Raw genomic sequence first — 24,302 nt, forward strand, 5'->3', positions numbered from 1 at the left:
CCGACAAGGACCCTCCCTCATGGCCTCGACCACCGCTGAGAAGCCCCGCTCCCGCTCGAAGCTCACCAAGGCGCTCGTCGCCACCGGCGTGGGCGTCGCGCTCCTGGCCGGCGGGGGTGGGACCTTCGCGAACTGGTACGACGAGGCCACCGTGAACCCCGGCAAGATCTCATCCGGGCAGCTGACGCTGGGTGCGCCCGCCGGCGGCGCGTGGTTCAGCGAGTCGACCGGACCCATCGACCAGATCGGCACGTACCGGATCGTCCCCGGCGAGACGCTGACCTTCACCCAGACCGTCGACGTGACGGCGGAGGGTGAGGCGCTGGAGTACACGCTCGGCACCAACCTCGCTGACCCGAGCGTCGTCGGCTCCGAGGAGCTCGCAGCTGCTCTGGAGCAGAGCGCCGAGTTCACCGTGAACGGGGACGACGTCACCGACCCGCTGACCGCAGCAGTCGGTACGAGGACCGTCGTCGTGACGGCGAAGATCGTCTTCCCGTACGAGAGCGGGAACGAGACCCAGCTTCAGACGGTCAACCTCAAGAACGTCGTGCTGCGCGCGAGCCAGGTCGGACCCAACGCCGTCTGATCACCACAGACACTCCTCACCGCCTCTGGAGCAGTGAGGAGCACGGGCTCCTCGGGGCGACCCCCAGCCCCGAGGAGAACCCTCCTCGAGCACCCTCCGGGCTCAAGACGCCCTCCTCGGAGCCTCCCCCCTGCGGTTCCGAGGAGGGCAGCCCCTTCTTCGACTCACGAAAGCTCCGTAGATGAAGACCGCCCGCGTGATCAGCGCTACCGCCGCCGTCGCGGCCGGCGTCGCGCTGCTCAGCCCGGGCGGTTCCTCCTATGCCAGCTGGTCCGACGAAGCCACGGTGCCAGGGACGTCGCTGAGCAGCGGACGACTCGAGCTGAGCGCCGCCCGGCTCAGCGTCACGGTCGACCGGGACGGCACCGAGAGCCCGCTCGCCGACGTACCCGAGCTGCACGTCGGTGACATCGTGGTCGTCCGGACCTCCACCGCCCTGGTCCTCGAAGGTGACGCGCTCGTCGCGGCCCTCGCCCTCGACGACGCGTTCCTGCTCGCCGACGGGACGCCGGCGCGGGACGTCACCGTCAGCGTCTCCGCAGATCCGGCCGGCTCCGGTCTTGTCGGAAGTCCCCTCACGGGGTGGCAGGTCGGGCCCGGTCACAGCGGCACGACCGTCCACGCGACGATCACCCTGCCCATCTCCGGGGAGAACCGCACCGTGGGCGACGGACTGACGACGTGGTCGCTCGTTCAGACCGGCGCAGCGGCGCCCGCGGGCGGATGGTCGTCCGCGGTCTCCCTCCCGGTCGACCTTCCTGCGGTCGCGGACGACGCCGACTCGTGGCGGCCGCAGGTGACGCTCGCGCCCGACGACCTGGGCGTCATCGGGAACGTCAAGACCTTCAAGTTCTCGTGGTCGTGGGACGAGGCCGCCACCGACGCCACGGTCTGGCAGCTGCTCCAGCTGCGGAACGGCGTGTGGGAGGTGCTCAAGTCCGTGCCAGGAAGCGCGACGAGCTTCACCGTCACGTCCGACGAGGTCAAAGCCTTCGCGACGAACGACGCCACGACGGACTTCCTGGTCCGCGTCTACCCGACGGGCCTCCAGGGTGACTTCTTCGATGCCACCAACGCCTACCGCATGCGGTACAGCTCCGGGGCGGGGCACATGGAGTTCGTCGAGCTCGTGCCGGTCGAGGGAGGTGCTGCCCGATGAGCACGGTCGTCCGGCGTGTCGGCAACGCCGCTCTCTGGCTCGTGCTCGCCGTGCTCGCCGCCCTTGCGCTCGCGATCATCGTCATTCCGCGCGCCATGGGCTGGGTGCCGCTCACGGTCCTCACCGGTTCGATGGAGCCCACCATCCCCACCGGCAGCCAGGTGGTCGTCGAGCCGCTGGAGGGTGAGCGGGACGCGGCGCAGCTCCGGATCGGCGACGTCGTGACGTTCATGCCGTACCCGGACGACCCGACGCTCGTCACCCACCGCATCGTCAGCCGCTCGATCGGCACGGACGGGTCCGTCTCGTTCACCACGCAGGGCGACGCGAACGACGCCGCGGACCCGTGGCAGATCACGGCCACCCAGCTGCGCGGCGAGGTCCGGTACCACGTCCCCTACGCCGGCTACCTGGCCAACGCCCTCGACGGCACCCAGAAGAGCACCGGCATCGTCGCCGTCGCCGTCCTGCTCTTCGGCTACGCCGCACTACAGTTGGTCGGCGCGGCACGGGACGCTCGTCGTCCGAAGCAGGACGTCGAGGTCGATGACTCGACGAGCCGGCCGCACCAGAGCGAGGACCGGGGCGGCGAGGAGCTCCGGGCAGAGCACCCGACGCCGGACCCGGCCGAGGAGGCAGGGCCCGCGGCCGGGTCCGGGCCGGAGAAGGACGGGCGCCGGGACGGGGACAGGGTCGAGCAGGAGGTGGACCCATGAGCGCAGTGCTCGATCCCGGGGCTCTCCGCATCCTGGAGGACGACCTCGGCAGCACCGCGGCCCGGGACTTCGCCGGCCGGTACCTCGACGAGCTCCCCGCCCGTATCGCTCGCCTGCACCGGGCCGTGCGCGACGGCGACATCGAGGAGGGCTACGCCGCGGCGCTGAGCCTGAGCTCGACGTCGGGGATGGTCGGCGCCGTCGTCGTCGCCCGGCTCGCCAGGGGGTTCGCGCTCGCCGCCCGCCACGGCCTGGGCTGGCCGGCCGCCCGTTCGCTGGGTGACCTGACCGTGGTGCGGCGCCCGGTCGGCCCGTGGTGCGGCGGCCCCGGTGGGCGGTGATACTCGCCGGAACCGCAGCGCGACGGCAGCAGTCGGCACGCCTGCGGTGAGCAGCACGTCGGCACCGAGAAGCGAGGAGTACGCCCCCCATGAGCCAGCCCGCGCCGCGGTCCGAGGACCCGACCGAGCGCACCACAGCGACCCCGGGCACCCCCACGCTGAGCGTCCTCGCCGTCGGGCCCATGCTCGAGGTGACGGTCGAGACCCTGCGCGGTAACGACGAGCCGCGTGTGCACGTCCACGCCGGCGGGCAGGGTCTGTGGGTAGCCCGGATGGCCAAGACGCTCGGGGCGCACCCTGTCGTCTGCGGACCCTTCGGCGGGGAGGCCGGCGTCGCGGCCGCCGCGCTCGCGAGGGCCGAGGGCCTGGACCTGCGGACCACGAGCACGCCCGACATCTCGGCGCACCTCCTCGACTACCGCACCGGCGAGCGGGAGGAGCTCGTCGTCATGCGCAGCCCGGCCCTGGACCGGCACGGGCAGGACGACCTGTACGGCACCATGCTGGTCCACTCGATGGACGTGGACCTGGCCGTCCTCACCGGCGCCGACCCCGACGTCGGTATCCCCGACGACTTCTTCGGCCGGCTCGCCAAGGATCTGCGGGCCGCGGGCAGGCCGGTGGTCGCCGACCTCTCCGGCAGCCATGTGAGGCAGATCCTCCAGGCGGAGGGGGTGGTCCTGAAGATCAGCCACGAGGAGATGCTCGACGGCGGTTTCGCCGACGACGCCGACGTCGCCACCCTCCGCGACGCCGGGCTGCGGATGCTGGAGGAAGGCCTGCGCGCCCTCGTCATCTCCCGCGCGGACGACCCGACGCTCGTGGTGACCGACGACGAGGCGCGCCTGTACTCGGCTCCGACCGTCAGCATCCGCGAGCACAAGGGCGCCGGCGACTCGATGACCGCCGGGATCGCCGTCGCCCTGGCCCGGGGCGCCGGTCTGGACGAGGCCGTCCGCCTCGGTGCGGCCGCCGGTGCCCTCAACGTGACGCGGCGCGGGCTCGGCACCGGGCGGCGTCGTCCTCGGCGGGCGGGGTCAGTCCGGCCGCGCGCAGCGCCCGGAGGCGGGCGCGAACGCGGTGGGCGAGCTCGGCGGCGGCCTTGCGCGTGAAGGTCAGCCCGAGCACCTGCTCGCCCCGGACGAGACCGTTGGCGACCAGGTAGACCACCCGGGAGGACATGGTCTCGGTCTTCCCCGAGCCTGCGCCGGCGACCACGAGAAGGGGTGCCAGCGGCGCCTCGATCACCTCCGTCTGCTCCGGCGTGGGCCGCGGACGACCGAGGGCGTCGGCGATCTCGGCCGCCGACCAGCGCGGGCCCACGCTCCCGTGCTCCTCGGGTGCCGTCGGCACGAGGGTCAGCTCCTCCTGGTTCACTGCGTCACCCGTCCTCCGTCGTCCTGCAGGGGGCAGGAGGTGCGCACCGGGCAGTGGTGGCACTGGTCGTTGATCGTGGCGTCGAACTCGGCGCCCGCCATGGTGTCGGCGGCGAGGGCGACCAGTTCCGCCGCCCACGAGGGGTCCGCCGCCTGCTCCAGATCGCTCTGCTCCCGGAGCGTGGCTCCACGCTGCCCCGCGCCGAGGAAGACGAGCCGCGCTCCGGCGGCCTCCTGCTCACCCCAGGCGCCGGCGTCCACGGCGAGCTGGTAGGTGCCGAGCTGCGCGTGCTGCTCGGCCTTCTCCCTGCTTACCGGGTTCGCGGAGGTCTTGAGGTCGACCACGCGGACACTGCCGTCGTCGAGGTGCTCCACGCGGTCCATCCGTCCGGCCAGCCGGGCCCGGCCGACGTCGACGGCGAAGTCCCGCTCGACGTCGACGTCACCCGGAACGGACCCGAGGTAACCGGCCAGCCGTTCGATCATCCGCTCCGCCAGGGCCCGCTGGCGGCGCCCGACCCAGCCGTCACCCATGCCGAGCTCCGCCCAGCGCTCCTCGAGCGCCCGGGACAGCTCCTCGTGGGTGCCGTGCGGGTGCTCCGCGGCGATCTCGTGGAGGAGCGAGCCGACGGACTGGTCCGTGCTCGCCTCACCACGGCCGCCGGCCTGCTCCAGTGCCCAGCGCAGGCCGCAGGTGGTGGCCTGCTCGACCCCGGAGGGGCTGACCGGCACGGGGGCGTCGGACGGGCGGAGCGGCGTGTCGGTGCTCATCGGCGCCAGCCCGCTCCACGTGGCCGGGTCGGCGCCGGGCACGCCCTGGTCCGCGAGGTACGCGAGCAGCCCGGCCGCGGCGTCCCGGCGCGCAGCGCCCGCATCGTCCAGCACCGGCTCCTCCAGCGCGGACCGCAGCTCGGCGACGAGCCCGCGCAGGTCGAACGCGGGGGGCACGCTCCGCACCACCGTCGGGTCGAGGTCCGGGGCGATGAGGTCGAGGAACGTCGAGGGCCGTTCCTCCTCGTCGAGGACGGCGGTGACCAGAAGCCGACGGGTGGCGCGGGAGACTGCCACGGCGAGCATGCGCAGCTCGTCGTCGAGGACGCCCCGGCGGGCCGGGCCGTAGGCGCGCCGGCCGTCGCGGGAGCGGCCGGCCTCGATGTCGGCCAGCGCCCCGGAGCCGAGCAGCGAGTCACGCAGCCGCAGGTCGGGCCAGACGTCCTCCTGCAGACCGGCGACGACCACGACCTGCCACTCCTCCCCGGCGGCCGCGGCCGGTGTGAGCAGCTGCACCGCCTCGGCCCGCACGCCCTGCGCGGCAAGGGAGTCGGCGGGCAGGTCCTGCGCGGTCAGGTGCTGGAGGAACCCGGCCGGCCCTCCCCCGACCGTGCGGTCGGTGTACTGCTCGGCCGCGCGGAACAGGGCCATCACGGCGTCGAGGTCGGCGTCCGCCCGGTCCGCGCCGGGCCCCCCGGCCAGCGCGCGGTCCCGCCACGGCCCGGCGAGCCCGGCGGCGTCCCACAGCGCCCACAGGACGGTCTCGGCGGTGGCCCAGATCAGCTCCAGGCCGGCCTGGGGGGCGCCCGCCCGGTCCAGGCCCAGGCGCACGGCGCGCACCACGAGGTGCTCCTCGCCGTCGGGCAGGGCGCCGTCGCCCTCCCCCACGACGCGCACCGTCGTCGGCCCGGCGACGGCGCGGACGGACACCTCGTCCCACACACCGAGGGCCAGGCCGAGCGAGTCGAACCCGGGCCCCAGGTTCGCGGACGTCGCCGGCACCCGGACCCGGACGACGTCGCGTGCGAGCCGCACGGTGGTTACAGGCCCAGGGCCGCGACGGCGGCCTCGAGCGTGGGGGCGATGACCTCGGGCTCGACGACGGTGTGCCCGAGCGCGGTCGCGGTGTCCTTCAGGCCGTTGCCCGTCACCGTGCACACGATGCGCGCCCCGGCCGGCACCTTGCCGTGCTCGGCAGCCTGCAGCAGCCCGGCCACCGACGCCGCCGACGCCGGCTCGACGAAGACCCCGACCTCGGCCGCCAGCAGCGCCTGGGCGTCGAGGATCTGCGCGTCGGTGACGGCGTCGATCCAGCCGCCGGAGTCGTCCCGCGCGGCCTCGGCGTAGTCCCAGGAGGCCGGGTTGCCGATCCGGATCGCGGTGGCGACGGTCTCGGGGTGCTCCACGCGCGCGCCCTTGACGAACGGTGCGGCGCCCTCGGCCTGGACGCCCCACATCTGCGGCACCTTCGTGGCCACCGCGGGCAGGCGGGTGGCGGCGTCGTCGACGGAGGCGGCCGTGGTGCGCCCGGCGTACTCGTTGTAGCCCATCCAGTACGCCGAGATGTTGCCGGCGTTGCCCACGGGGAGCACGTGGACGTCCGGGGCGTCGCCGAGGGCGTCGACCACCTCGAACGCAGCGGTCTTCTGCCCCTGCAGGCGGTATGGGTTGACGGAGTTGACCAGCGCGACGGGGTACTGCTCCGCGAGGTCGCGGGCGATGCGCAGGCAGTCGTCGAAGTTGCCGTCGACGGCCACGAGGGTGGCTCCGTGCACGATGGCCTGCGCGAGCTTGCCGGCGGCGATCTTGCCGGCGGGCAGGACGACGGCGCAGCCCAGGCCCGCCCGCACGGCGTAGGCGGCTGCCGAGGCGGAGGTGTTGCCGGTGGAGGCGCACACCACCATGCGGGTGCCGGTGGCGGCGACGTTGGACATCGCCATCGTCATGCCGCGGTCCTTGAAGGACCCGGTCGGGTTGGCGCCCTCGACCTTGACCCACACGCGGGCGCCGGTGCGCTCGCCGAGCACGGGGGCCTCGACCAGGGGGGTGCCGCCCTCGCCGAGGGTGACGACCGGGTCGTCCGCCCCGATCGGCAGCCGGTCGCGGTACTCCTCGATCACGCCTCGCCACTGGTGGGCCATCATGCTCCTTCGACTCGGGTCACCGAGATGACCTCCTGGACTCGGGGTTCGTGGGCCAGGCGCTCCACCGTGCGTGCGAGCGCCGCCTCGGTGGTGACGTCGCTGATGATCGCGAGCCGGGCGACGCCGTCGGCCGACCGCTGCTGGCGGACGCTGTCGATGGACACGCCCTCCTCGCCGTAGACGCCGGCGACGGCCGCCAGGGTGCCGGGCTCGTGCGCCAGCCGGAGCTGGACCTGGGCGCGGGCGGCGGTGGCGTCGGGGCCGTGCAGCGGCAGCTCGGCGTAGGTGGACTCGCGCGGCGCGTGGCCGCCGTGGACCTTGTGGCTCGCGGCCGCGACGACGTCGCTGAGCACCGCGGAGGCGGTCGGTGCCCCGCCGGCCCCCTGGCCGTAGAACATCAGGCGGCCCGCGGACTCGGACTCGACGACGACGGCGTTGAACGCCCCGTGCACCGCGGCGAGCGGGTGGGTGGCGGGCACGAGGGCCGGATGGACGCGCACGCTGATGCCCTCGGTGCCGTCGATGACGGTGCGGCGCGCGACGGCGAGCAGCTTGATGACGTGGCCGGTCTCGCGGGCCTCGGCGATGTCCTCGGCGGTGACGTGCCGGATGCCGGTCACGGGGACGTCGTCGATGCCCACCCGCGTGTGGAACGCGAGCGAGGCGAGGATCGCGGCCTTCGCGGCGGCGTCGTGGCCGTCGACGTCGGCGGTCGGGTCGGCCTCGGCGTAGCCGAGCGCCTGGGCCTGGGACAGCGCCTCGTCGAAGCCGACGCCACGGGTGGCCATCTCGTCGAGGATGAAGTTCGTGGTGCCGTTGACGATGCCGAGCACCGCGGTGATCTTGTCCCCGGCCAGCGACTCGCGCAGGCCGTAGACCACGGGGATCGCACCGGCGACGGCGGCCTCGTAGTACAGGTCGGCGTCCCCGGCCTCGGCGGCCGCGTGCAGCTCCGGCCCGTGCGCCGCGAGAAGGGCCTTGTTCCCGGTGACGACCGTGGCCCCGGAGCGCAGCGCCCGCAGGACCAGCGTGCGCGCCGGCTCGATCCCTCCGACGAGCTCGATGACCACGTCGGCGCGGCCCACGAGACCCTCGGCGTCCTCGGTGAGGAGGTCGCGGGGCACCCACGGGTCCCGCGCCGCGGACGCGTCACGCACCGCGATGCCGACCAGCTCCAGGTGGGCGCCGCTGCGCGCCGCCCAGTCGTCGCCGTGCTCCCGGAGCAGACGCACCACCTGGCTGCCGACCGTGCCGCAGCCCAGCAGCCCCACTCGCACCACGCCGTCGGTCGGACGGTTCTCAGTCACCGGCATCCTCTCGGTCTCTCGGCGACGCCGTTCGGCGCCGCGCCCAGGATAGGTGCCCGCCGCCGCGGGCCCGGGGGCCGTCTCAGCCGAGGTCGAGGGCGAGGAGGTCGTCCACGCTCTCGCGGCGGACGAGGACGTTGACCTCGCCGTTCTCGACGGCCAGGACCGGCGGGCGCGGCACGAGGTTGTAGTTGCTGGCCATCGACCGCCCGTACGCGCCGGTCGCGGGCACCGCCAGCAGGTCGCCGGCGCGCACGTCCGCCGGCAGCGCCACGTCGCGCACGACGATGTCGCCGCTCTCGCAGTGCTTGCCGACCACCCGGGCGGCCACGGCACGCGCGCCGGAGCGGCGCCCCGCGAGCGTCGCCGTGTACTGCGCCTCGTACAGGGCGGTGCGGATGTTGTCGCTCATGCCGCCGTCGACCGAGACATAGGTGCGGGTTCCGCCGTCGTCGAGGGCCACCTCCTTGACGGTGCCGACCGTGTACAGGGTGAGCCCGGCGGGGCCGGCGATCGACCGGCCCGGCTCCACGGAGACCCTCGGGACGGGCGTGCCCAGCTCGCCGCACACGTCGCGCACGACGTCCGCGAGGGTGCGGGCGATCTGCTCCGGGGCCGGCGGGACGTCGTCGGCCGCGGTGTACCGGATGCCGTAGCCGCCGCCGAGGTCGACCTCCGGCGCGAGGTGGCCGGTCTCCGCGGCGACCTGTGCGCGCAGGCCGAGGATCGCGCGGGCCGCGACGGCGAAACCGGCGAGGTCGACGATCTGGCTGCCGATGTGGGAGTGCAGGCCGACGAGCTCGAGCTCGTCGCGGGCGAGGATCTCGTCGACGGCCTTGCGGGCGGTGCCGGAGGCGAGCGAGAGGCCGAACTTCTGGTCCTCGTGCGCGGTGGCGATGAAGTGGTGCCCGCCCGCGTGCACGCCGGTGGTGACCCGCACCATGACGGGGGCGCGCACGCCGGCCTCCCGGGCGAGCGCCGCCACCCGGTCCACCTCGGCGAGGGAGTCGACGACGATGCGCCCGACGCCGTGGGCCAGGGCGGTGCGGATCTCGTCGTCGGACTTGTTGTTGCCGTGAAGGCCGATCGCCTCGCCGGGGACGCCGGCACGCAGGGCGACGGCGAGCTCGCCGGCCGTGGAGGTGTCGATCCGCAGCCCCTCCTCGTGCACCCACCGGGCGACGGCGAGGGAGAGGAACGCCTTCCCGGCGTAGTAGACGTCGCGCCGGCCATGCCCTCGGACTCGGCGAACGCGGCGCCGAAGGCGGTGGCGAACGCCCGGGCGCGGGCGCGCAGGTCGGCCTCGTCGGCGCCGAAGCCCGCGCCGGCACCCGCCCCGGCCCCCGCGCCGAACACCTCTGCGGCGCAGACGGCGATCGCCTGGGCGCGCACCCAGCTCGGCAAGCCGTACGTGTGGGGCGCCACCGGACCGAACAGCTACGACTGCTCCGGCCTGACGATGCGTGCGTTCCAGCAGGCCGGCGTCTACCTGCCGCGCAACACCCGCGCACAGTGGGACGCCACCACGCGGGTGCCGCTGAGCCAGCTGCAGCCGGGCGACCTGGTGTTCTGGAGCAACAACGGCCAGCGCTCGGGGATCTACCACGTGGCCATCTACACCGGCAGCGGCATGCGTCTGCACGCACCGACGCCCGGCAAGACGGTGGAAGAGGTGCCGATGTGGCACGTCAACATCATGCCGTACGGGGGTCGGATCTGACCTTCCCGCCGACGGCCGACGGTCTCCCCGGGCCTGACGCCCGGCGTCGGACGTCGTGCAGGGGCCGGGGTGCGGCACGGCCTCGGGAGCTTCGTCGGACGTCGCGCAGGGACCCGGGTGGCGGCACGACGTCGGGACATCCGCCCCAGCCGCGTCGACCGACGAGAACGCCCCGCCGTTGCCGGCGGGGCGTTCTGCAGCTGAGCGGCAGGCCGCTCAGACGTCGGTGCCGGCGTCCCCGGGGCCGGTGGGGTCGGCGTGGCCGCGGTCGCCGCCGGCCGAGATCGCCTCGTCCGGGCGGTGCGCGGCGCCGTGGTTGTCGTAGTACCCGGCGTCCTTGGCGCGCTGGTAGGAGCGGCGGATCTCCTCCTCGGCCTCCTCACGGCCGACCCAGTGCGCACCCTCGACGGACTTGCCCGGCTCGAGGTCCTTGTAGACCTCGAAGAAGTGCTGGATCTCCAGGCGGTGGAACTCGGAGACGTCGTCGATCTCGGTGCGCCAGGACGCGCGCTGGTCGCCGACCGGCACGCACAGCACCTTGTCGTCGCCGCCCGCCTCGTCGCGCATGCGGAACATGCCGAGCGCGCGGCAGCGGATCAGGCAGCCGGGGAACGTGGGCTCCTCGAGCAGCACCAGCGCGTCCAACGGGTCGCCGTCCTCGCCGAGGGTCTCCTCGATGAAGCCGTAGTCGTCGGGGTACCGCGTGGAGGTGAAGAGCATGCGGTCCAGCCGGATCCGGCCGGTCTCGTGGTCCACCTCGTACTTGTTGCGGTTCCCCTTCGGGATCTCGATCGTGACGTCGAACTCCACGGCTTCCCTCCCTGCGCCGCTGCGGCGCCGATGCTCGGGTCCATGCGGCCGGCGCTCAGCTGCCCGGCCGCTCCTGGCCACTAGTGTGGCGCACGGAGTGGTGTGGTCGCGCACGGGGCCACCGACGAGGACCCGGGGGGAGCAGTGGGACTGAGGCGCCGCACGACCGCGACGGTGGCCGTGCTCGCGGTCGCCCTGGCCGGCTACGGCACCGCCGACGCCGCGGATCTGGTGCCCGGCGTCCTGACCACCGACCCGGTGCCCGCCGAGGCCCGGCCGTTCCCCGACGTCGAGATGCCCGGCGGCGACCTCGTCGCCCCGACCGTGCCCGGCCCGGACGAGACGGCGCCCGTCCCGGGCGCCGCGGCCCTGTCCGAGCTGACGACGGCGCTCGAGCAGGACCACCGGCGCACCGGCACCTTCGGTCTCGTCGTCGCCGACGGCATCACCGGCGAGGTGCTCGTCGACCACGACGGCGGCACCCCCCGGACGCCGGCGCCTCCCTCAAGGTGCTCACCGCCGCCGCCGCGCTCGACGCCCTCGGGCCCGGGCAGGCTGGGCGGGTGAAGGAGACGGCCGGGTTCGTGATGTTGCCGCCGCGCCGTCGCCGGCTGCAGCGACCACGGCGGCCGGCCGTTCTGGCACCACGGGCTGCTGCTCCTCGGCTGGTCGGTCCTGCTGGTGGCCTGTGCCACGGCCGTCGGGCGGCTCATCGGGTCCCAGGTCTCGGTGACCGACCGCGACGCCGTGCTGGGGGCCGCGGGCGAGCGTTCCGGTGCGCTGACGACGGTGATGACCACGCTCACCGAGCTCGGCTCCGTCCACACCCTCGGTCCCCTGCTGGCGGTGGCGGCCGCGTGGTCCGTGATCCGCCGTCGTCCGCCGCGGGCGGTCGCCGCGCTCGCCGCGTCCGTGGGTGTCACCGCCCTGGTGAACCTCACGAAGCTGCTGGTCGGCCGGCACCGCCCCTCGCTCGACCCGGTGCTCGACGTCGGCTCGCCGAGCTTCCCGTCGGGTCACGCGGCCCAGTCGGCGGCGGTGCTGGTGGTCCTCGCCGTGGTGCTGACCGGCCGCGGAGCCGCACGGTCGGTGGCGCTCGCGCTCGCCGTCGTCCTGATCCTCGGGGTCGGGGCGACGCGCGTGTACCTGGGGGTGCACTACCCCAGCGACGTGCTGGCGGGCTGGCTGCTCGGGACGCTCTGGGCCGCCGGTGTGCTGCGGGTGCTGTCACCCCCGGCGCCGTAGCCGGCGCGAGCGCTGACCGCGCGCGCGCCGCGGCTCCGTCAGGCCCGACGGGTGGCGCGGACGACGACGTCGCGCAGCGGGACGGCGTGACCGCCGTGGCCGGCGGGCACGCGGGTGACCTCCTCCGCGGTCTCGATCTGCCACGCTGCGGGGTCGAGGCCGGCCGTGACGTCCGCCAGGGTGACGGTCGCCTCGACGGGATGGTGCGCCGTGTGCGGGGAGGCCGCCTCGTGTGCGGGAGCAGTCTCGTGCGTCCGCGCTGCGTCGTGCAGGTGCCCGACGAGCAGCAGCGTGCCGCCAGCCGCGACCCATCCGGCGATGCGGTCGTAGAACGTCAGCTGCGGCATCGCCGGGTGTGCGTAGCTGGTCGTCACGAGGTCGAACTGGTCGCTCGGCGTCCAGACGGTCAGGTCCGCCTCCACCCAGCGCACGTGGTCCGACAGACCCGCGTCCTTCGCGCGTTCGGCGGCCCGGGCGAGGGCTGCGGCGGAGATGTCTGCACCGGTGACCTTCCAGCCCCGGCCGGCCAGCCACATCGACTCGGCACCCTCGCCGCAGCCCGCGTCCAGGGCCGTGCCGGGCGAGAGGTCACCCAGCTCGCGGGCGAGGTAGGGGTTCGCCGTACCGGGGCCCTTGCCGGGGCGGTCGGCGTCGGCGTCGGCGTATTCACCGTGCCCCTTCTCCCAGTGGTGCTCCCAGTAGGCCTTGTCGAACTCGTGGGTCATCGCTCCACCGTCCCGTCTCCTTCGCGTCCGCCACAATCCGGAACCTACGTCGGCCCACCGATCGTTCCACCACGGAGGGTCCCACGGACACGTACGCTCGCGGCCATGCCGCTGCGTGCCTGGGTGGTCATGGTCGTCGCCGCGGCCACGGCCGCGGCTCTGGGAATCCTCGCGGGCCATGAGCCGTGGGCGGGGCACGCCGTCCTCGTCGTCGGACGCGGGCACGGCCTGAACACGGGCGACGTGCCCGTGCTCGTCTCCTGGGCGGCCGTCCTCGGGTGGGCGCGGCACGCCTGGCACCTCACCGAGCCGGCGCCGCTGCGCCTGCGGAACGACGCGGACCGCTCGACGTGGGGCTGACCCGGTTGCCGCCCACTTTGCCGCCCACGCAGCCGGGCCCGCGGCCAGAGCCGGGGCGGGCGCTCGTGCCACCACGCGACGGCGCCACGCCACGACGCCGGGTAGGTGTCCGCCGATAGCATCTCGACCATGCCCGACCTTCACCTTTTCCAGCGTCGCGCGGACCCTCCGCCCGCGAAGGTCAACGCCGTCACTCTGACGGTGTCCGGCACGGTGCTGTGGATCGTCGCCACTGTGGTCGTCGGGGTACTCGAGATGCTCGGCCGGGTACCGGAGAACTGGGTCGACGTGTGCTTCGTCGGGCTGGGGATGGGCGTCGTCGGGGTGTGCTGGGGCTACGTCCACGAGTACCGGAGGCGCCGCCGGGCCGCCTGAGCCGCCCTCCACGGGCAGGTCTGCAGAACTTCGCTCGAACGGGAACCAAACGGGCACCCGAGGTGTTCTACTAGGTACCCCCGGGGGCGACGGTGCGGCTTTCCCCCAGACGCATCGGCTGCCTCCGGGGGCCCTTTCCTTGCTCTCTCCCCGCCGACCGGCACCGCGGGTTCTCGGCTCCCTTCAGCGTTCCCGCCCGTAGCTTCCCACCCTTCAGCGCGCTGTTCCCTGCCGCTCAGCTCTCGCAGACGACGCCGTCCGAGTCGCCGTCGCGGTACCAGCCGTACTCCGGGTCCCGGCCACTGACGTACGGCCCGTACCCCGCCGCCAGCGCCTCCTTGCAGGTCCCGAACCGCGGTTCCTCACCGGCGCCGGCAGCCGGCGCGGGCGCCTGGACAGGAACAGGTACAGGTGCCGCCTCGAGCTCCGGCGCCAACGGTGCCGTCTCCCCCACCGGCAGCGGCTCGTCCGGGCACGTGGACAGCACCCGGACCATCGCCTCACGCTCGGCCTCGGTCACCCACAGCTGGTAGCCGGCCTTCACCGCCACCTGCCGGGCGACGTACGCGCACCGGACCGCCCTGTTGGGCGGCAGCCAGGTGGCGGTGTCGCCGTCTCCCTTCTGGGCGTTCAGCGGCCCGTCCACCGCGAGGAGGTTCAGCGGGTCGTTCCCGAACTGCCGCATCCGCGCCCCGTCCCAGGCCTGCGCGCCCTTCTGCCAGGCGTCCGACAGGGCGACCACGTGGTCGATCTGCACGTCGCCCGAGGTGTCGGCCCCGCGGACGAAGGAGATGACGGTGCCGGAGTACGGGTCGGCCAGCACCCCCGTCTCGACGACGCACCCGCTGGTCCCGGGCTTGATCACCAGGTCGGAGAGGTCGCGGCGCAGGACGTCGTTGCGCACGTCGCAGCCGTTTCGGTCCAGGTCCACCTCGCGGTACGCGAAGAGGTCCCGGTCGTAGCCCGTCCTCGGCGCCCTTCCCTTGACCTCGAGCAGCCCGACGGCGGCGAGAGCGCTGCCCGGGGGGCGCCGCCCGCACCTCCTCGGGCTCCGGGGTCGGCGCGTCGGGGGCGCGGGTGGGGCACCTCGAGCACCTCGCGGGCCCGCTCGCGCAGCGGGCGCTCGCCGACGGGTTCGGCGCGCAGCGGACGCCCGACGAAGGGTTCGGCGGGCAGCGGGCGAGGTCTCGTGCGCACCCGGTCGGGGTAGGGCGGAGTCGTCATGCTGACCTGCCGGCGGTCGAAGGGGGCGGACGGGGGTGCGGATGCACGGGCCCTACGGGGAAACGTATGCGAGGGCGCGGACCGGGACCATCCGAGCCGCGGGCGGCGGTTCCCGGGTGGCCGGGCGTCCGGACCCATCACAGACTTCTGCACATGACGGAACCCACCGGAGCCGACGCCGTCGTCCCGCCCCCGTCCGCGGGCTCCGGCCGTCTCGCCCTCGTCACCGGCGCCACCGGGTACATCGGCGGCCGGCTCGTGCCGGAGCTGCTCCGAGCGGGGTTCCGCGTGCGGGCGATGGCCCGCCACCCCGACCGTCTGGCGGGCCGTGACTGGTTCGACGAGGTCCAGGTCGTCCAGGCCGACGCCCAGGACCCCGAGCAGCTCGCGGCCGCGATGGAGGGCGTCGACGTCGCCTACTACCTCATCCACTCCCTCGGCACCGGCCCGACCTTCGAGCAGCGCGACCGCCGGACGGCCCGCACGTTCGCCGTCGCCGCCCGCGAGGCCGGGGTGGGGCGCATCGTCTACCTCGGCGGGATGCACCCGGAGTCCGACGAGCTCTCCCCGCACCTCGACTCCCGCCGCGAGGTGGGGGAGATCCTGCTGACCTCCGGCGTCCCGACCGTGGTGCTCCAGGCCGCCGTGATCATCGGCTCCGGCAGCGCGTCCTTCGAGATGATGCGCTACCTCACGGAGCGGCTGCCCGCGATGGTGGCGCCGAGGTGGCTGGACAACCGCATCCAGCCGATCGCGGTGCGGGACGTGCTGCGCTACCTCGTCGGGGCCGCCGACATCCCGCGCGACGTGAGCCGCACCTTCGACGTCGGCGGGCCGGACGTGCTGACGTACCGGCAGATGATGCAGCGCTACGCCGCGGTCTCCGGGCTGCCGCCGCGGGTGATCCGGACCGTCCCCGTTCTGACCCCCAAGCTCGCCAGCCTCTGGGTCGGGCTCGTCACCCCGGTCCCCGGCGGGCTGGCGAAGCCGCTCGTGGAGTCGCTGATCCACGAGGTCGTCGCCAAGGAGGACGACATCCGCACCTACGTGCCCGACCCGCCCGAGGGGCTGCTCGGCTTCGACCGCGCCGTCGAGATCGCCCTGCAGCGGGTCCGGGAGTTCGAGGTCGCCACCACGTGGTCCTCCGCCTCGCCCGCGCACGCGCCGAGCGACCCGCTGCCCGAGGACCCCGACTGGGCCGGCGGCAGCCTGTACGTCGACGAGCGCGAGACGGTGGTCGACGCCGACCGGGCCCGCCTGTGGTCGGTGATCGAGGGGATCGGCGGCGCGCACGGCTGGTACTCGTGGAGGCTCGGCTGGGTGGCGCGCGGCGTCATGGACAAGGTCTTCGGTGGCCCGGGGCTGCGCCGCGGGCGCCGGCACCCGCACGAGCTGCAGGTGGGCGACGCGCTCGACTGGTGGCGTGTGGAGAAGATCGAGGAAGGCCGTCTGCTGCGCCTTCGCGCGGAGATGCGCCTGCCCGGCCTGGCCTGGCTCGAGCTGATCGCCGACGTGGACGACGCCGGCCGTACCCTCTTCCGCCAGCGCGCGATCTACCACCCCCACGGTCTGCTCGGGCAGGCGTACTGGTGGGCCGTCTACCCCTTCCACGGGGTCGTCTTCGGCGGGATGCAGCGCAACATGGCCCGGGCGGCGGAGGGCAGGAAGGAGCCGGTTGCGGGAGCCGCCCGGGGACGGACACCGGCGGGAGGCATGGACGGGCCGGCTGCGGGAGCCGGCGGGGCACGGACACCGGCGGAGCGCGCGTGAGCCAGAGACGGACGACGGCGCAGCCCGACGCCCCGGCACGTCCGGCGGCGGCGGACCGCGAGCGTCAGGTCGGCGTCACCCTGAGCTATCTGCTGTGCCTGGTCGGCTCGGCGATCGGCGTCGGCGCGTTCGGCGGCACCCCGATCGCCGACGCGGCCGGAGGCGCGCTCTCCGCCGACGCCACCCATCTCGCCCCGGGCTCGGGGGCCTTCAGCGTCTGGACCGTCATCTACGCCGGGCTGGCGGCGTACACGCTCTTCCAGTGGCTGCCGGGTCAGGCCGTCAGTGCGCGGCAGCGCCGGACCGGGTGGTGGGTGGCGGCCTCGATGCTGCTCAACGCCGCCTGGATCCTGGTGGTCCAGGCGGGCTGGCTGTGGCCGAGCGTGCTTGTCATCGGCGTGCTGCTCGCGGTGCTGGCAAGGATCTTCGTGCACCTCGTGCGGGTGCGGGGCGACGGCCCGCTCGAGGCGCTCGTCGTCGACGGCACCCTCGGCCTCTACCTCGGCTGGGTGAGCGTGGCGACGTGCGCGAACGTCGCCGCGGCCCTGGTGGCCGCCGGCTTCGACGGCCTTGGCCTTGCGCCGGAGGTGTGGTCCGCCGTCGTCCTCGCGGTGGTCGCCGCGATCGGCGTGGCGCTCGCGGTGCTCGGTCGCGGAAGGCTCGCGCCGGCGGTCACCATCGTGTGGGGCCTGGCATGGATCGCCGTCGCCCGTGCCACGGGTGAGCCGCACTCGGTGCCGACGGCGGTCGCCGCGGTCACGGCGGCGGTGGTGGTCGCCGCGGCGACGGTGTGGCTGCGGCTGGCGCGCGGGCGGAGCGCAGCCCCGCGCTGAGCCGCTGCCGAACCGCTGAGCCGCTGCCGAACCGCTGAGCCGCTGCTGAGGCACCGGCCAGACGGTGCTCGGTGGGGCGCCACGTGATCCGGCAGGCACACGCGGTCCGCCAGCGCGGCTCGACACCGCGAGCGCGGGTGGTGCGCCAGGCGCGCTCGCGGTGTCGAGCCGCGCTCGGTGCTTCGGGTGCCGTGCGGGTGACGTCGGTGCGCGCTCGGTGCCGTGTTCGCGCGGTGGCTCCGAGAGGGCGCGCACCTCACGCACGAATATCTTCGGCGCGTCTGCATCCGTGCGAGCACCCCCGCCGGAATACCTCCATGTCAGCAACGCTCCCGACCGGGGGCCCGACCATGGAGGACCATCATGCGCAAGACTGCTGCACTCGGCGGAGGCTTCGGGCTCGCCGTGCTCGCTCTGGCGGCCTCACCGGCCGTGGCGGACAACCACACCGCCTCGCTGTCCGTGCTCCACGGGGTGCCGGACCTCACCGTCGACGTCTACGTCGACGGCGAGCTCACCCTGGACGACTTCGCCCCCGGTGAGCTGGCCGGCCCCCTCGACCTCGAGCCGGGCACCTATACGGTGGCGATCACCGCCTCCGACGCCGCGGACGACAGCCAGCCGGCGATCGGCCCGGTCGACCTGCCGCTCGAGGCCGGCACCAGCTACACCGCCGCCGCGCACCTCGACGCCGAGGGCAGCCCGACGGCCACCCTGTTCACCAACGACACCTCTTCCACCGCGCCGGGTGAGGGCCGCCTGACCGTCCGGCACATCGCCGCAGCACCCGCGGTCGACGTCCTGGCCGGTGACGAGCCCGTCATCACCAACCTGTCCAACCCGGACGAGCAGACGCTCAACCTGCCCGCCGGCGTGGTGCCGGCCGCCGTCGCCGCGACGGGCACGACGGAACCGGTCATCGGCCCGGCCGACGTGGAGGTGGCCGACGGCGTCGCCACGTTCGTCTACGCCTGGGGCAGCCTCGAGGACGGCAACCTCGCCCTCGCCACCCAGACGATCGACGGCCTGCACTCCGCCCCCCGGCGGCGTGCCCACCGGCCAGGTGGAGGTGACGGAGGAGGCGGGGCTCTTCCCGGCCGCCTGGGCCGGTCTCGCTCTCGCGCTCGGCACGGCGGGCGCCCTCGGAGGCGAGCCGGTCCTCGCGGGCGCGACCGAGGGTCTCGCCCACGAAGTCCTTGCGGGAGAGCGCCACGAGGGTGGGCCAGCCGAGCGCGGTGATCTCCGCGAGGCGCCGGACCAGCGCGAGCGAGTGGTCCGTGTTCTTGTTCAGATCGTGGCCGGGGTCGACGACGATGCGGGCCTCGCCGACGCCGGCCGCCAGCGCCCGCTCGACCCGGCCGCGCAGGAACCTGGCGACCTCGGTGACGACGTCGCCGTACACCGGACGGGGACGGTGCACGTGCGGCGCGGCGAGGGAGTGCGCGACGACGACGTTCGTCCCCGTCGCCACGACGACCTCCAGCATCGCCCCGTCACGCAGCCCGTTGGTGTCGTTGACGACGTCAGCCCCGGCGGCGACGCAGGCGGCCGCCACCTCCGGTCGTGTCGTGTCGACCGAGATGACGACGTCGGAGGCGGCCCGCACCGCCGCGACGACCGGCAGCACCCGGTCGAGCTCCTCCACCACGGACACCGGCGGGGTGTCCGGCGAGAACGGCACCCCTCCGACGTCCACCCAGTCGGCGCCGTCCGCCACGGCGCGCAGCGCGGCACCGACGGCGGCGTCGAGGGCGAACGTGCGGCCGTGGTCGTAGAAGGAGTCCGGGGTGCGGTTGACGACAGCCATGACGTTCACGTGGTCGAGGTGAAGGTCGCGGGGGTGGTGCGGGCGCGGCGGCGCCGTCGTCCCGGAGCCGAGCTGCTGGGTGGAGGTCATGGCGACTCTCTTCTCTCGCTCTCCTGGCGGTGGACCCGCCGCCGGCGGAGGACGGTCAGGACCTGACGGCCGCGTCGGGCCGCACCCGGGACGCAACCTGTTCCAGGGGAACCGACGCGTCGGCGAGCGCCCCGAGATCCACCGGCGCCTCGGAGCGCACGAGCGACTTGATCGCCGGGCTGACGTCCCAGACGTTGACGTTCATGCCGGCGACGACCCGGCCCTGCCGCACCCAGAACGCGATGAACTGGCCGCCGGCCGGGTCGCCGCGGTAGACCACCTGGGCGTCGCCGGCGAGGTCGAAGTACCCGGAGTACTCCATGCCGAGGTCGTACTGGTCGGTGTAGAAGTACGGCACGAGGTCGTCGACCACGTCGTGGCCGAGCATCGCGCGAGCGGCGATAGGAGCGGCGTTGAGCGCGTTCGCCCAGTGCTCCACGCGCAGGTGCCTGCCGAGCACCGGGTGGAACGCCCTCGCGACGTCGCCGACGGCGTGGACGTCCGGGTGTGACGTGCGGAGCCGCTCGTCGGTGACTATCCCGCCGTCGACCTGCAGGCCCGCTTCCCGGGCGAGCCCGTCGTCGGGCACGGCGCCGATCCCCACGACGACGACGTCGGCCGGGACCCGCTCCCCGGTGGCGAGACCGACGGAGGTGACACGTCCGGCGGTGCCGCCGATGCCGGCGACCGCGGTCTGCATGCGAAGGTCCACGCCGTGGCCGCGGTGGAGGTCGGCGAAGTGGGCGCCCAGCTCGTTCCCGAGCGCCCGGCTCAGCGGCACCTCCTCCTGGCCGAGGACGGTGACGTCGTTGCCGTAGGTGCGGGCGGCGGCGGCCACCTCGAGCCCGATCCAGCCCGCCCCGACGACGACGACGCGGCGCCCGCCGTCGGCGATCTCGGCGCGCAGGCGTCCGACTCGGCACGTGTGCGCAGGTAGTGCACGCCCGCGAGCCCCTCGCCGGAGCCGGGCCCGGTCAGACGGCGCGAGCGTGCGCCGGTGGTGAGCAGGGCCTTCCGGAAGGGCAGGCGCGTGCCGTCGTCGAGGCCGACCGTGCGACCGGCCAGGTCCAGCGCGGTGGCGCGGTGGCCGAGGACGAGGTCGACGTCGTGCTCGGCGTACCAGCCTCGGGGTGGACGTAGGCGGCCTCCCGCTCGGCGGTTCCGGCGAGGTACTCCTTCGACAGCGGAGGGCGTTCGTAGGGCCGGTCCGCCTCCTCGCCGACGAGGTGGACGGGGCCGTCGTAGCCCTCCTCGCGGAGGGTCTGCGCCGCGCGGGCGCGGCGAGCCCGGCGCCCACGATGACGATGCCTGGGTGCGACATGACGTTCTTCCTCTCGACTCACCGGCCGGAGGCCGGTCTCAGCTGGGGTACGACCGGGTGACGGGACCGGCGCCGACGAGCGCCAGGAACTCGGCCCGCGAGCGCGGGTCCTCCCGCAGCGTCCCGCGCAGCGCTGACGTGACGGTGCGCGAGCCGGTGACGGCGACGCCGCGCAGGGACATGCACAGGTGCTCGGCCTCGAGCACGACGCCCACGCCGCGCGGCTCCAGCCGGTCCTGGAGGAGGTCCGCCACCTGCTGGGTCAGGCGTTCCTGGACCTGCAGGTCGCGGGAGAAGTGCTCGAGGACCCGGGCGAGCTTGGACAGCCCGACGATCCGCTCTCCGGGCAGGTAGGCCAGGTGCGCGACACCGTGGAACGGCAGGAGGTGGTGCTCGCACAGCGAGTGGAACGGGACGTCGCGGACGAGAACGAGCTCGTCGTAGCCCTCGTCGTTCGGGAAGGTGGTCATCTCGAACGGGCGGGGCGTGAGCAGCTCGGCCAGTGCGTCGGCCACGCGGCGCGGCGTCTCGGCGAGGTGCTCGCTGGCGGTGTCGCGGCCGAGCGCCCCGAGGAGATCGCCGACGGCGGAGCGGGCGCGGGCGAGGTCGATCCCGACCGGCCTGGCGCGCCCGGACCTCAGCGCCGCACGGCCACGAGCAGACCGTCCCCGGTCGGCAGCAGGGCGCTGACCAGGCGCTCGTCGTCGCGGACCTGCTTGCCGAGCTCGCGGACGGCCACCGTCGTCTCGTCGCGCGCGCGGGGTCGGCGACCCGGTCGTGCCAGAGTGCGGCGTTGACGGCGAGCACCCCGCCAGGCGCAGCAGGCGGACGGCCAGGTCGACGTCGTCGGCCGCCTCGGCCGGGTCGCCGTCGACGACCGCCATGTCGTACACGCCGTCGGCGAGACGCGGCAGGACGTCCAGCGCGCGTCCCCCGATGAGCCGCGTGCGCGCGGGCCGCAGGCCGGCGTAGGCGAAGCTCTCCCGGGCGGCGCGCTGGTGCTCGGGCTCGACGTCGATGGTGGTGAGCACACCGTCGGAGGTCATCCCGCCCAGCAGCCAGAGGCCCGATACCCCGGTGCCCGTGCCCACCTCCGCGACCGCACGTGCCCGGCACGCCGCGGCGAGGAAGCGCAGGGCCGCGCCCGTGCCCGGGCTGACCGGCTGGACGCCGAGCTCCTCGGCGCGCAGGCGGGCGTCGGTGACGGCGTCGTCCTCGGCGACGAACTCTTCGGTGTAGGCCCAGGACAGGGCCTTGTCGGCGGTGATGATGAGCCTCCAGGCTGGTCGGCGGCGGATGCCGCTCCTTCCGGAGCAGATGCTACCGGTGCGGTCCACGCTCCCAGGCAGCGCCCAGGTTGGCTCCCTAGCATGTCTGCCACCGAGGACGGAACGAGGACGCAGATGGCTCAGGGCCCCCGCACCACAGACGCCGACGACCGCGTGCCCGCCGCCGCGGCGCAGGAGGCGGCGGAGCCCGTGTGGGCGCCGCCGTCGTGGGAGCAGATCGTGGTCGAGCACTCGCCGCGGGTGTACCGGCTCGCCTACCGCCTCACCGGCAACAGGGCGGACGCCGAGGACCTCACCCAGGAGACCTTCGTGCGGGTGTTCCGTTCGCTCCACAGCTACCAGCCCGGCAACTTCGAGGGCTGGCTCCACCGCATCACCACCAACCTCTTCCTGGACCAGGCGCGACGCCGTTCGCGCGTGCGGATGGACCCCATCGGCGAGGCGAGCGAACGGCTGCCCGCCGCGCACGACTCCGGCGAGCCGGAGCGTGGCTTCGAGCACGCGCACCTCGATCTGGACGTCCAGGCCGCGCTGGACGCCCTCCCGCCGAAGTACCGTGCTGCCGTGGTGCTCTGCGACATCGAGGGACTGTCCTACGAGGAGATCGCCGCGACGCTCGGGATCAAGATGGGGGACCGTGCGGTCGCGCATCCACCGCGCGCGGGCGCTGCTGCGCGACCAGCTCGCCCACCGCCGTCCCGCCGCGCCCGCCCCCGTCCACGCCGTCCAGGGGGCCGGATGAGCCACCTGCGCGACGACCTCAGCGCTCTCGTCGACGGTCAGCTGCCTCCCGAGCGGGCCGAGGCGGCGATGGCGCACCTGGTCACCTGCGACCGGTGCGCCGGGCTCGTGGCCGTGGAGCGCGCCTCGCGGTCGGCGGCTCGCGCAGGCACGCGACGTCCGCGACCAGGTCCGCGAGCTCGGCGTCGAAGGACTCCGGGACGGCCGTGCGCAGCAGGAACGTCCGCACCTCCTCGTGGCGCAGGTCGCGCACCATGGAGGCGATGTAGTCGTCGGCGAGGGCCAGGTTGATCTTCCCTCCGTCCCCGCGCGAGCGGACCAGGACGTCTCGGATGGCGGCGGGCCAGCCGGCGAAGCCGGTGGCGAGGCGTCGGCTCGCGCTCGCTGAGGGGAGCGTCCGAGCCGGGTTGGCGAGGGCGAGGACCTCGGGCGCGCAGCTTGAGCTCCCGCGGGGAGATCAGGGCGACGTCGGACCGACAGGCTGCCGGGAGGTCTCGATCACCCGGGTCGTCCGGCCGGGCAGCCGTCCGGCCGGGACGGCGGGAACCATCCGCGGACCGGCACCGTTGGAAGAGCTGACGGCAGCACGGCCAAGGACGTCGCGGGGCGGCAGGGGCGCCCCGCGACGCCCGCCCGGGGACCCTCGGGGGGACCTCGGCCCGGTGATCTCGACGTCGGCTTCGGGCCGTCCGCCCCGGGCCGTCGACCAGCGGACTTCTCGGTCCCGAAACCCGTGACGACGCTCGGGCGGAAGCGCCAACCGGGGCAAACCGGGCGCATCGCCTTTGCGCCCGGGACGGGAGCACCAACTGCCGAGCTGGACCTTTCCGCGGAACTGCGCAGGAACGGGCTCCGAGGGTGAGACTCGCGACGTCGCGAGTGGCCAGAACTGCCCGGACCTGAGCCATAATGACAGCGTGTCGTCAACTACTGCTGCCCCGAGCTCGGCCCCCCGTGGCGGTCACCAGACCGAATACGCTCTCCGTCGGCGTGATGGTCTGGCTGTCCAGCGAGCTGATGTTCTTCGCCGGTCTCTTCGCCATGTACTTCACGCACCGGTCGGTGGCCGGGCCCGAGGCGTGGGCCGAGCACACCAGCGTGCTGAACTTCCCGTTCGCGCTGGGCAACACCACGATCCTGGTGCTGAGCTCCGTCACCTGCCAGATGGGCGTGTTCGCGGCGGAACGGTTCCAGGCGCGCCGGACCGGCTCGCTCCTGAACGTGGCTCGGTGGGGCATGCAGGAGTGGTACACGCTCACCTTCGTGATGGGCTCCGTCTTCGTCGCCGGCCAGGTGACGGAGTACACCGAGCTCATCCACCACGGCCTGACGATCTCGAACAGCACCTACGGCTCGGTCTTCTACATCACGACCGGCTTCCACGCGCTGCACGTGATCGGCGGGCTCGTCGCGTTCCTCTACGTCCTCGCCAGCTCGTTCGCAGCCCGCCGGTTCGGTCACCTCGAGGCCGGCCGGGCCGTCGTCACCTCCTACTACTGGCACTTCGTCGACGTCGTGTGGATCGGCCTGTTCTTCGTGATCTACGTGCTCGACTACGCGCTCGTGCAGTAGTCCCCACATCTCTCCCC

The 24,302-nt window shown here is 74.1% G+C and carries 24 protein-coding genes and 5 pseudogenes; 16 read left to right on the plus strand and 13 right to left on the minus strand.

The features are described 5' to 3' along the window. Nucleotides 1–19: 19 nt before the first annotated feature. From DA06_RS15355 to DA06_RS15375, 5 genes are all read left to right on the plus strand, one after another. Nucleotides 20–589, plus strand: coding sequence for an alternate-type signal peptide domain-containing protein (locus DA06_RS15355; RefSeq protein WP_052436817.1), 570 nt, complete (start codon nucleotides 20–22; stop codon nucleotides 587–589). A 181-nt stretch (nucleotides 590–770) separates the two neighbouring features. Next, on the plus strand, nucleotides 771–1,748 hold the full coding sequence (locus DA06_RS15360; RefSeq protein WP_043501652.1) for a hypothetical protein: 978 nt from the start codon (nucleotides 771–773) through the stop codon (nucleotides 1,746–1,748). Next, nucleotides 1,745–2,464: a signal peptidase I gene (locus DA06_RS15365; protein WP_052436818.1), complete on the plus strand. Its 720-nt coding sequence runs from the start codon at nucleotides 1,745–1,747 to the stop codon at nucleotides 2,462–2,464. Before DA06_RS15360 ends, DA06_RS15365 begins: the two co-directional genes overlap by 4 nt. Then, entirely contained in the window at nucleotides 2,461–2,805 is a 345-nt protein-coding gene (locus DA06_RS15370) for an Hpt domain-containing protein (RefSeq protein WP_418605399.1), read from the plus strand. The genes DA06_RS15365 and DA06_RS15370 overlap by 4 nt, the downstream gene beginning before the upstream one ends. A gap of 89 nt (nucleotides 2,806–2,894) precedes the next feature. Continuing rightward, nucleotides 2,895–3,917 (plus strand): PfkB family carbohydrate kinase, encoded by a 1,023-nt coding sequence (locus DA06_RS15375; RefSeq protein WP_418605400.1) that lies wholly within the window; start codon nucleotides 2,895–2,897, stop codon nucleotides 3,915–3,917. Here the strand turns inward: DA06_RS15375 and DA06_RS15380 are convergent. The 5 genes and pseudogenes from DA06_RS15380 to lysA all read right to left on the minus strand — a co-directional run. Continuing rightward, nucleotides 3,826–4,158: pseudogene (locus tag DA06_RS15380) on the minus strand (UvrD-helicase domain-containing protein); the annotation flags it as partial. The gene DA06_RS15375 and the pseudogene DA06_RS15380 sit on opposite strands and share 92 nt — an antisense overlap. A 20-nt stretch (nucleotides 4,159–4,178) precedes the next feature. Further along, nucleotides 4,179–5,987, minus strand: coding sequence for a PD-(D/E)XK nuclease family protein (locus tag DA06_RS15385; protein ID WP_418605402.1), 1,809 nt, complete (start codon nucleotides 5,985–5,987; stop codon nucleotides 4,179–4,181). Between the two features lie 5 nt (nucleotides 5,988–5,992). Beyond that, a complete protein-coding gene (thrC, locus tag DA06_RS15390) occupies nucleotides 5,993–7,093 on the minus strand; it encodes a threonine synthase (RefSeq protein ID WP_043501673.1) in 1,101 nt (366 codons plus the stop codon). Further along, on the minus strand, nucleotides 7,093–8,409 hold the full coding sequence (locus DA06_RS15395) for a homoserine dehydrogenase (RefSeq protein ID WP_052436821.1): 1,317 nt from the start codon (nucleotides 8,407–8,409) through the stop codon (nucleotides 7,093–7,095). The genes thrC and DA06_RS15395 overlap by 1 nt, the downstream gene beginning before the upstream one ends. 76 nt (nucleotides 8,410–8,485) lie before the next feature. Beyond that, nucleotides 8,486–9,840 (minus strand): annotated as a pseudogene (gene lysA / locus DA06_RS15400) (diaminopimelate decarboxylase). 22 nt (nucleotides 9,841–9,862) lie between these two features. On the opposite strand from lysA, the gene DA06_RS15405 reads away from it, so the two are divergent. Further along, nucleotides 9,863–10,123 (plus strand): C40 family peptidase, encoded by a 261-nt coding sequence (locus DA06_RS15405; protein ID WP_418608038.1) that lies wholly within the window; start codon nucleotides 9,863–9,865, stop codon nucleotides 10,121–10,123. 216 nt (nucleotides 10,124–10,339) lie between these two features. On the opposite strand, the gene DA06_RS15410 is transcribed toward DA06_RS15405, so the two are convergent. Further along, nucleotides 10,340–10,933 (minus strand): inorganic diphosphatase, encoded by a 594-nt coding sequence (locus DA06_RS15410; protein WP_418605403.1) that lies wholly within the window; start codon nucleotides 10,931–10,933, stop codon nucleotides 10,340–10,342. Nucleotides 10,934–11,035: 102 nt separating this feature from the next. Here DA06_RS15410 and DA06_RS15415 point away from each other — a divergent pair, with 102 nt between their 5' ends. Together DA06_RS15415 and DA06_RS15420 are read left to right on the plus strand one after the other, a co-directional pair. After that, the gene (locus DA06_RS15415; RefSeq protein WP_418605405.1) at nucleotides 11,036–11,500 is read left to right on the plus strand and encodes a hypothetical protein; all 465 of its coding nucleotides are present in this window, start codon (nucleotides 11,036–11,038) and stop codon (nucleotides 11,498–11,500) included. A gap of 114 nt (nucleotides 11,501–11,614) precedes the next feature. Further along, nucleotides 11,615–12,178, plus strand: coding sequence for a phosphatase PAP2 family protein (locus tag DA06_RS15420; protein ID WP_052436823.1), 564 nt, complete (start codon nucleotides 11,615–11,617; stop codon nucleotides 12,176–12,178). Between the two features lie 38 nt (nucleotides 12,179–12,216). On the opposite strand, the gene DA06_RS15425 is transcribed toward DA06_RS15420, so the two are convergent. Beyond that, entirely contained in the window at nucleotides 12,217–12,903 is a 687-nt protein-coding gene (locus DA06_RS15425) for an SAM-dependent methyltransferase (RefSeq protein ID WP_043501683.1), read from the minus strand. A 105-nt stretch (nucleotides 12,904–13,008) separates the two neighbouring features. On the opposite strand from DA06_RS15425, the gene DA06_RS15430 reads away from it, so the two are divergent. Both DA06_RS15430 and DA06_RS15435 read left to right on the plus strand, forming a co-directional pair. Next, nucleotides 13,009–13,263 (plus strand): hypothetical protein, encoded by a 255-nt coding sequence (locus DA06_RS15430; protein WP_043501687.1) that lies wholly within the window; start codon nucleotides 13,009–13,011, stop codon nucleotides 13,261–13,263. Between the two features lie 129 nt (nucleotides 13,264–13,392). Continuing rightward, nucleotides 13,393–13,638, plus strand: coding sequence for a DUF2530 domain-containing protein (locus tag DA06_RS15435; RefSeq protein WP_043501689.1), 246 nt, complete (start codon nucleotides 13,393–13,395; stop codon nucleotides 13,636–13,638). A gap of 235 nt (nucleotides 13,639–13,873) precedes the next feature. On the opposite strand, the gene DA06_RS15440 is transcribed toward DA06_RS15435, so the two are convergent. Continuing rightward, entirely contained in the window at nucleotides 13,874–14,569 is a 696-nt protein-coding gene (locus DA06_RS15440; RefSeq protein ID WP_418605406.1) for a GmrSD restriction endonuclease domain-containing protein, read from the minus strand. A gap of 446 nt (nucleotides 14,570–15,015) precedes the next feature. On the opposite strand from DA06_RS15440, the gene DA06_RS15445 reads away from it, so the two are divergent. The 3 genes from DA06_RS15445 to DA06_RS15455 all read left to right on the plus strand — a co-directional run bounded on the left by DA06_RS15445 (nucleotide 15,016) and on the right by DA06_RS15455 (nucleotide 18,704). Continuing rightward, the gene (locus tag DA06_RS15445; protein ID WP_052436824.1) at nucleotides 15,016–16,632 is read left to right on the plus strand and encodes an SDR family oxidoreductase; all 1,617 of its coding nucleotides are present in this window, start codon (nucleotides 15,016–15,018) and stop codon (nucleotides 16,630–16,632) included. Then, nucleotides 16,629–17,465 carry a TspO/MBR family protein gene (locus tag DA06_RS15450; RefSeq protein ID WP_043501698.1) on the plus strand — a complete coding sequence of 279 codons (837 nt, stop codon included), beginning with the start codon at nucleotides 16,629–16,631 and terminating at the stop codon, nucleotides 17,463–17,465. Before DA06_RS15445 ends, DA06_RS15450 begins: the two co-directional genes overlap by 4 nt. Before the next feature lie 363 nt (nucleotides 17,466–17,828). After that, the gene (locus DA06_RS15455; RefSeq protein ID WP_418605407.1) at nucleotides 17,829–18,704 is read left to right on the plus strand and encodes a DUF4397 domain-containing protein; all 876 of its coding nucleotides are present in this window, start codon (nucleotides 17,829–17,831) and stop codon (nucleotides 18,702–18,704) included. Here the strand turns inward: DA06_RS15455 and folP are convergent. The 5 genes and pseudogenes from folP to DA06_RS15480 all read right to left on the minus strand — a co-directional run. Next, nucleotides 18,667–19,362, minus strand: a pseudogene (folP, locus tag DA06_RS15460) (dihydropteroate synthase); the annotation flags it as partial. The gene DA06_RS15455 and the pseudogene folP sit on opposite strands and share 38 nt — an antisense overlap. Before the next feature lie 55 nt (nucleotides 19,363–19,417). Next, nucleotides 19,418–20,269, minus strand: coding sequence for an NAD(P)/FAD-dependent oxidoreductase (locus tag DA06_RS15465; protein WP_418608040.1), 852 nt, complete (start codon nucleotides 20,267–20,269; stop codon nucleotides 19,418–19,420). 67 nt (nucleotides 20,270–20,336) lie between these two features. After that, nucleotides 20,337–20,705: a hypothetical protein gene (locus DA06_RS15470; RefSeq protein ID WP_418608334.1), complete on the minus strand. Its 369-nt coding sequence runs from the start codon at nucleotides 20,703–20,705 to the stop codon at nucleotides 20,337–20,339. Nucleotides 20,706–20,721: 16 nt separating this feature from the next. Next, nucleotides 20,722–21,324, minus strand: a complete 603-nt coding sequence (folE, locus tag DA06_RS15475; RefSeq protein ID WP_418608042.1) for a GTP cyclohydrolase I FolE — start codon at nucleotides 21,322–21,324, stop codon at nucleotides 20,722–20,724. Further along, nucleotides 21,321–21,951, minus strand: a pseudogene (locus tag DA06_RS15480) (O-methyltransferase). The gene folE and the pseudogene DA06_RS15480 overlap by 4 nt, the downstream one beginning before the upstream one ends. Before the next feature lie 135 nt (nucleotides 21,952–22,086). Between DA06_RS15480 and sigE the strand changes: the two are divergent. From sigE to DA06_RS15495, 3 genes and pseudogenes are all read left to right on the plus strand, one after another. Further along, nucleotides 22,087–22,714, plus strand: a pseudogene (sigE, locus tag DA06_RS15485) (RNA polymerase sigma factor SigE). Continuing rightward, nucleotides 22,711–23,004 (plus strand): anti-sigma factor family protein, encoded by a 294-nt coding sequence (locus DA06_RS15490; RefSeq protein WP_418605408.1) that lies wholly within the window; start codon nucleotides 22,711–22,713, stop codon nucleotides 23,002–23,004. Before sigE ends, DA06_RS15490 begins: the two are co-directional and overlap by 4 nt. A 702-nt stretch (nucleotides 23,005–23,706) precedes the next feature. Further along, complete coding sequence (locus DA06_RS15495; RefSeq protein WP_043501719.1) at nucleotides 23,707–24,285, plus strand: cytochrome c oxidase subunit 3; 579 nt, start codon at nucleotides 23,707–23,709, stop codon at nucleotides 24,283–24,285. The last annotated feature ends 17 nt before the right edge of the window (nucleotides 24,286–24,302 follow it).

This window comes from Georgenia sp. SUBG003 (assembly GCF_000715355.2).
Classification (GTDB): Bacteria; Actinomycetota; Actinomycetes; order Actinomycetales; family Actinomycetaceae; genus Georgenia.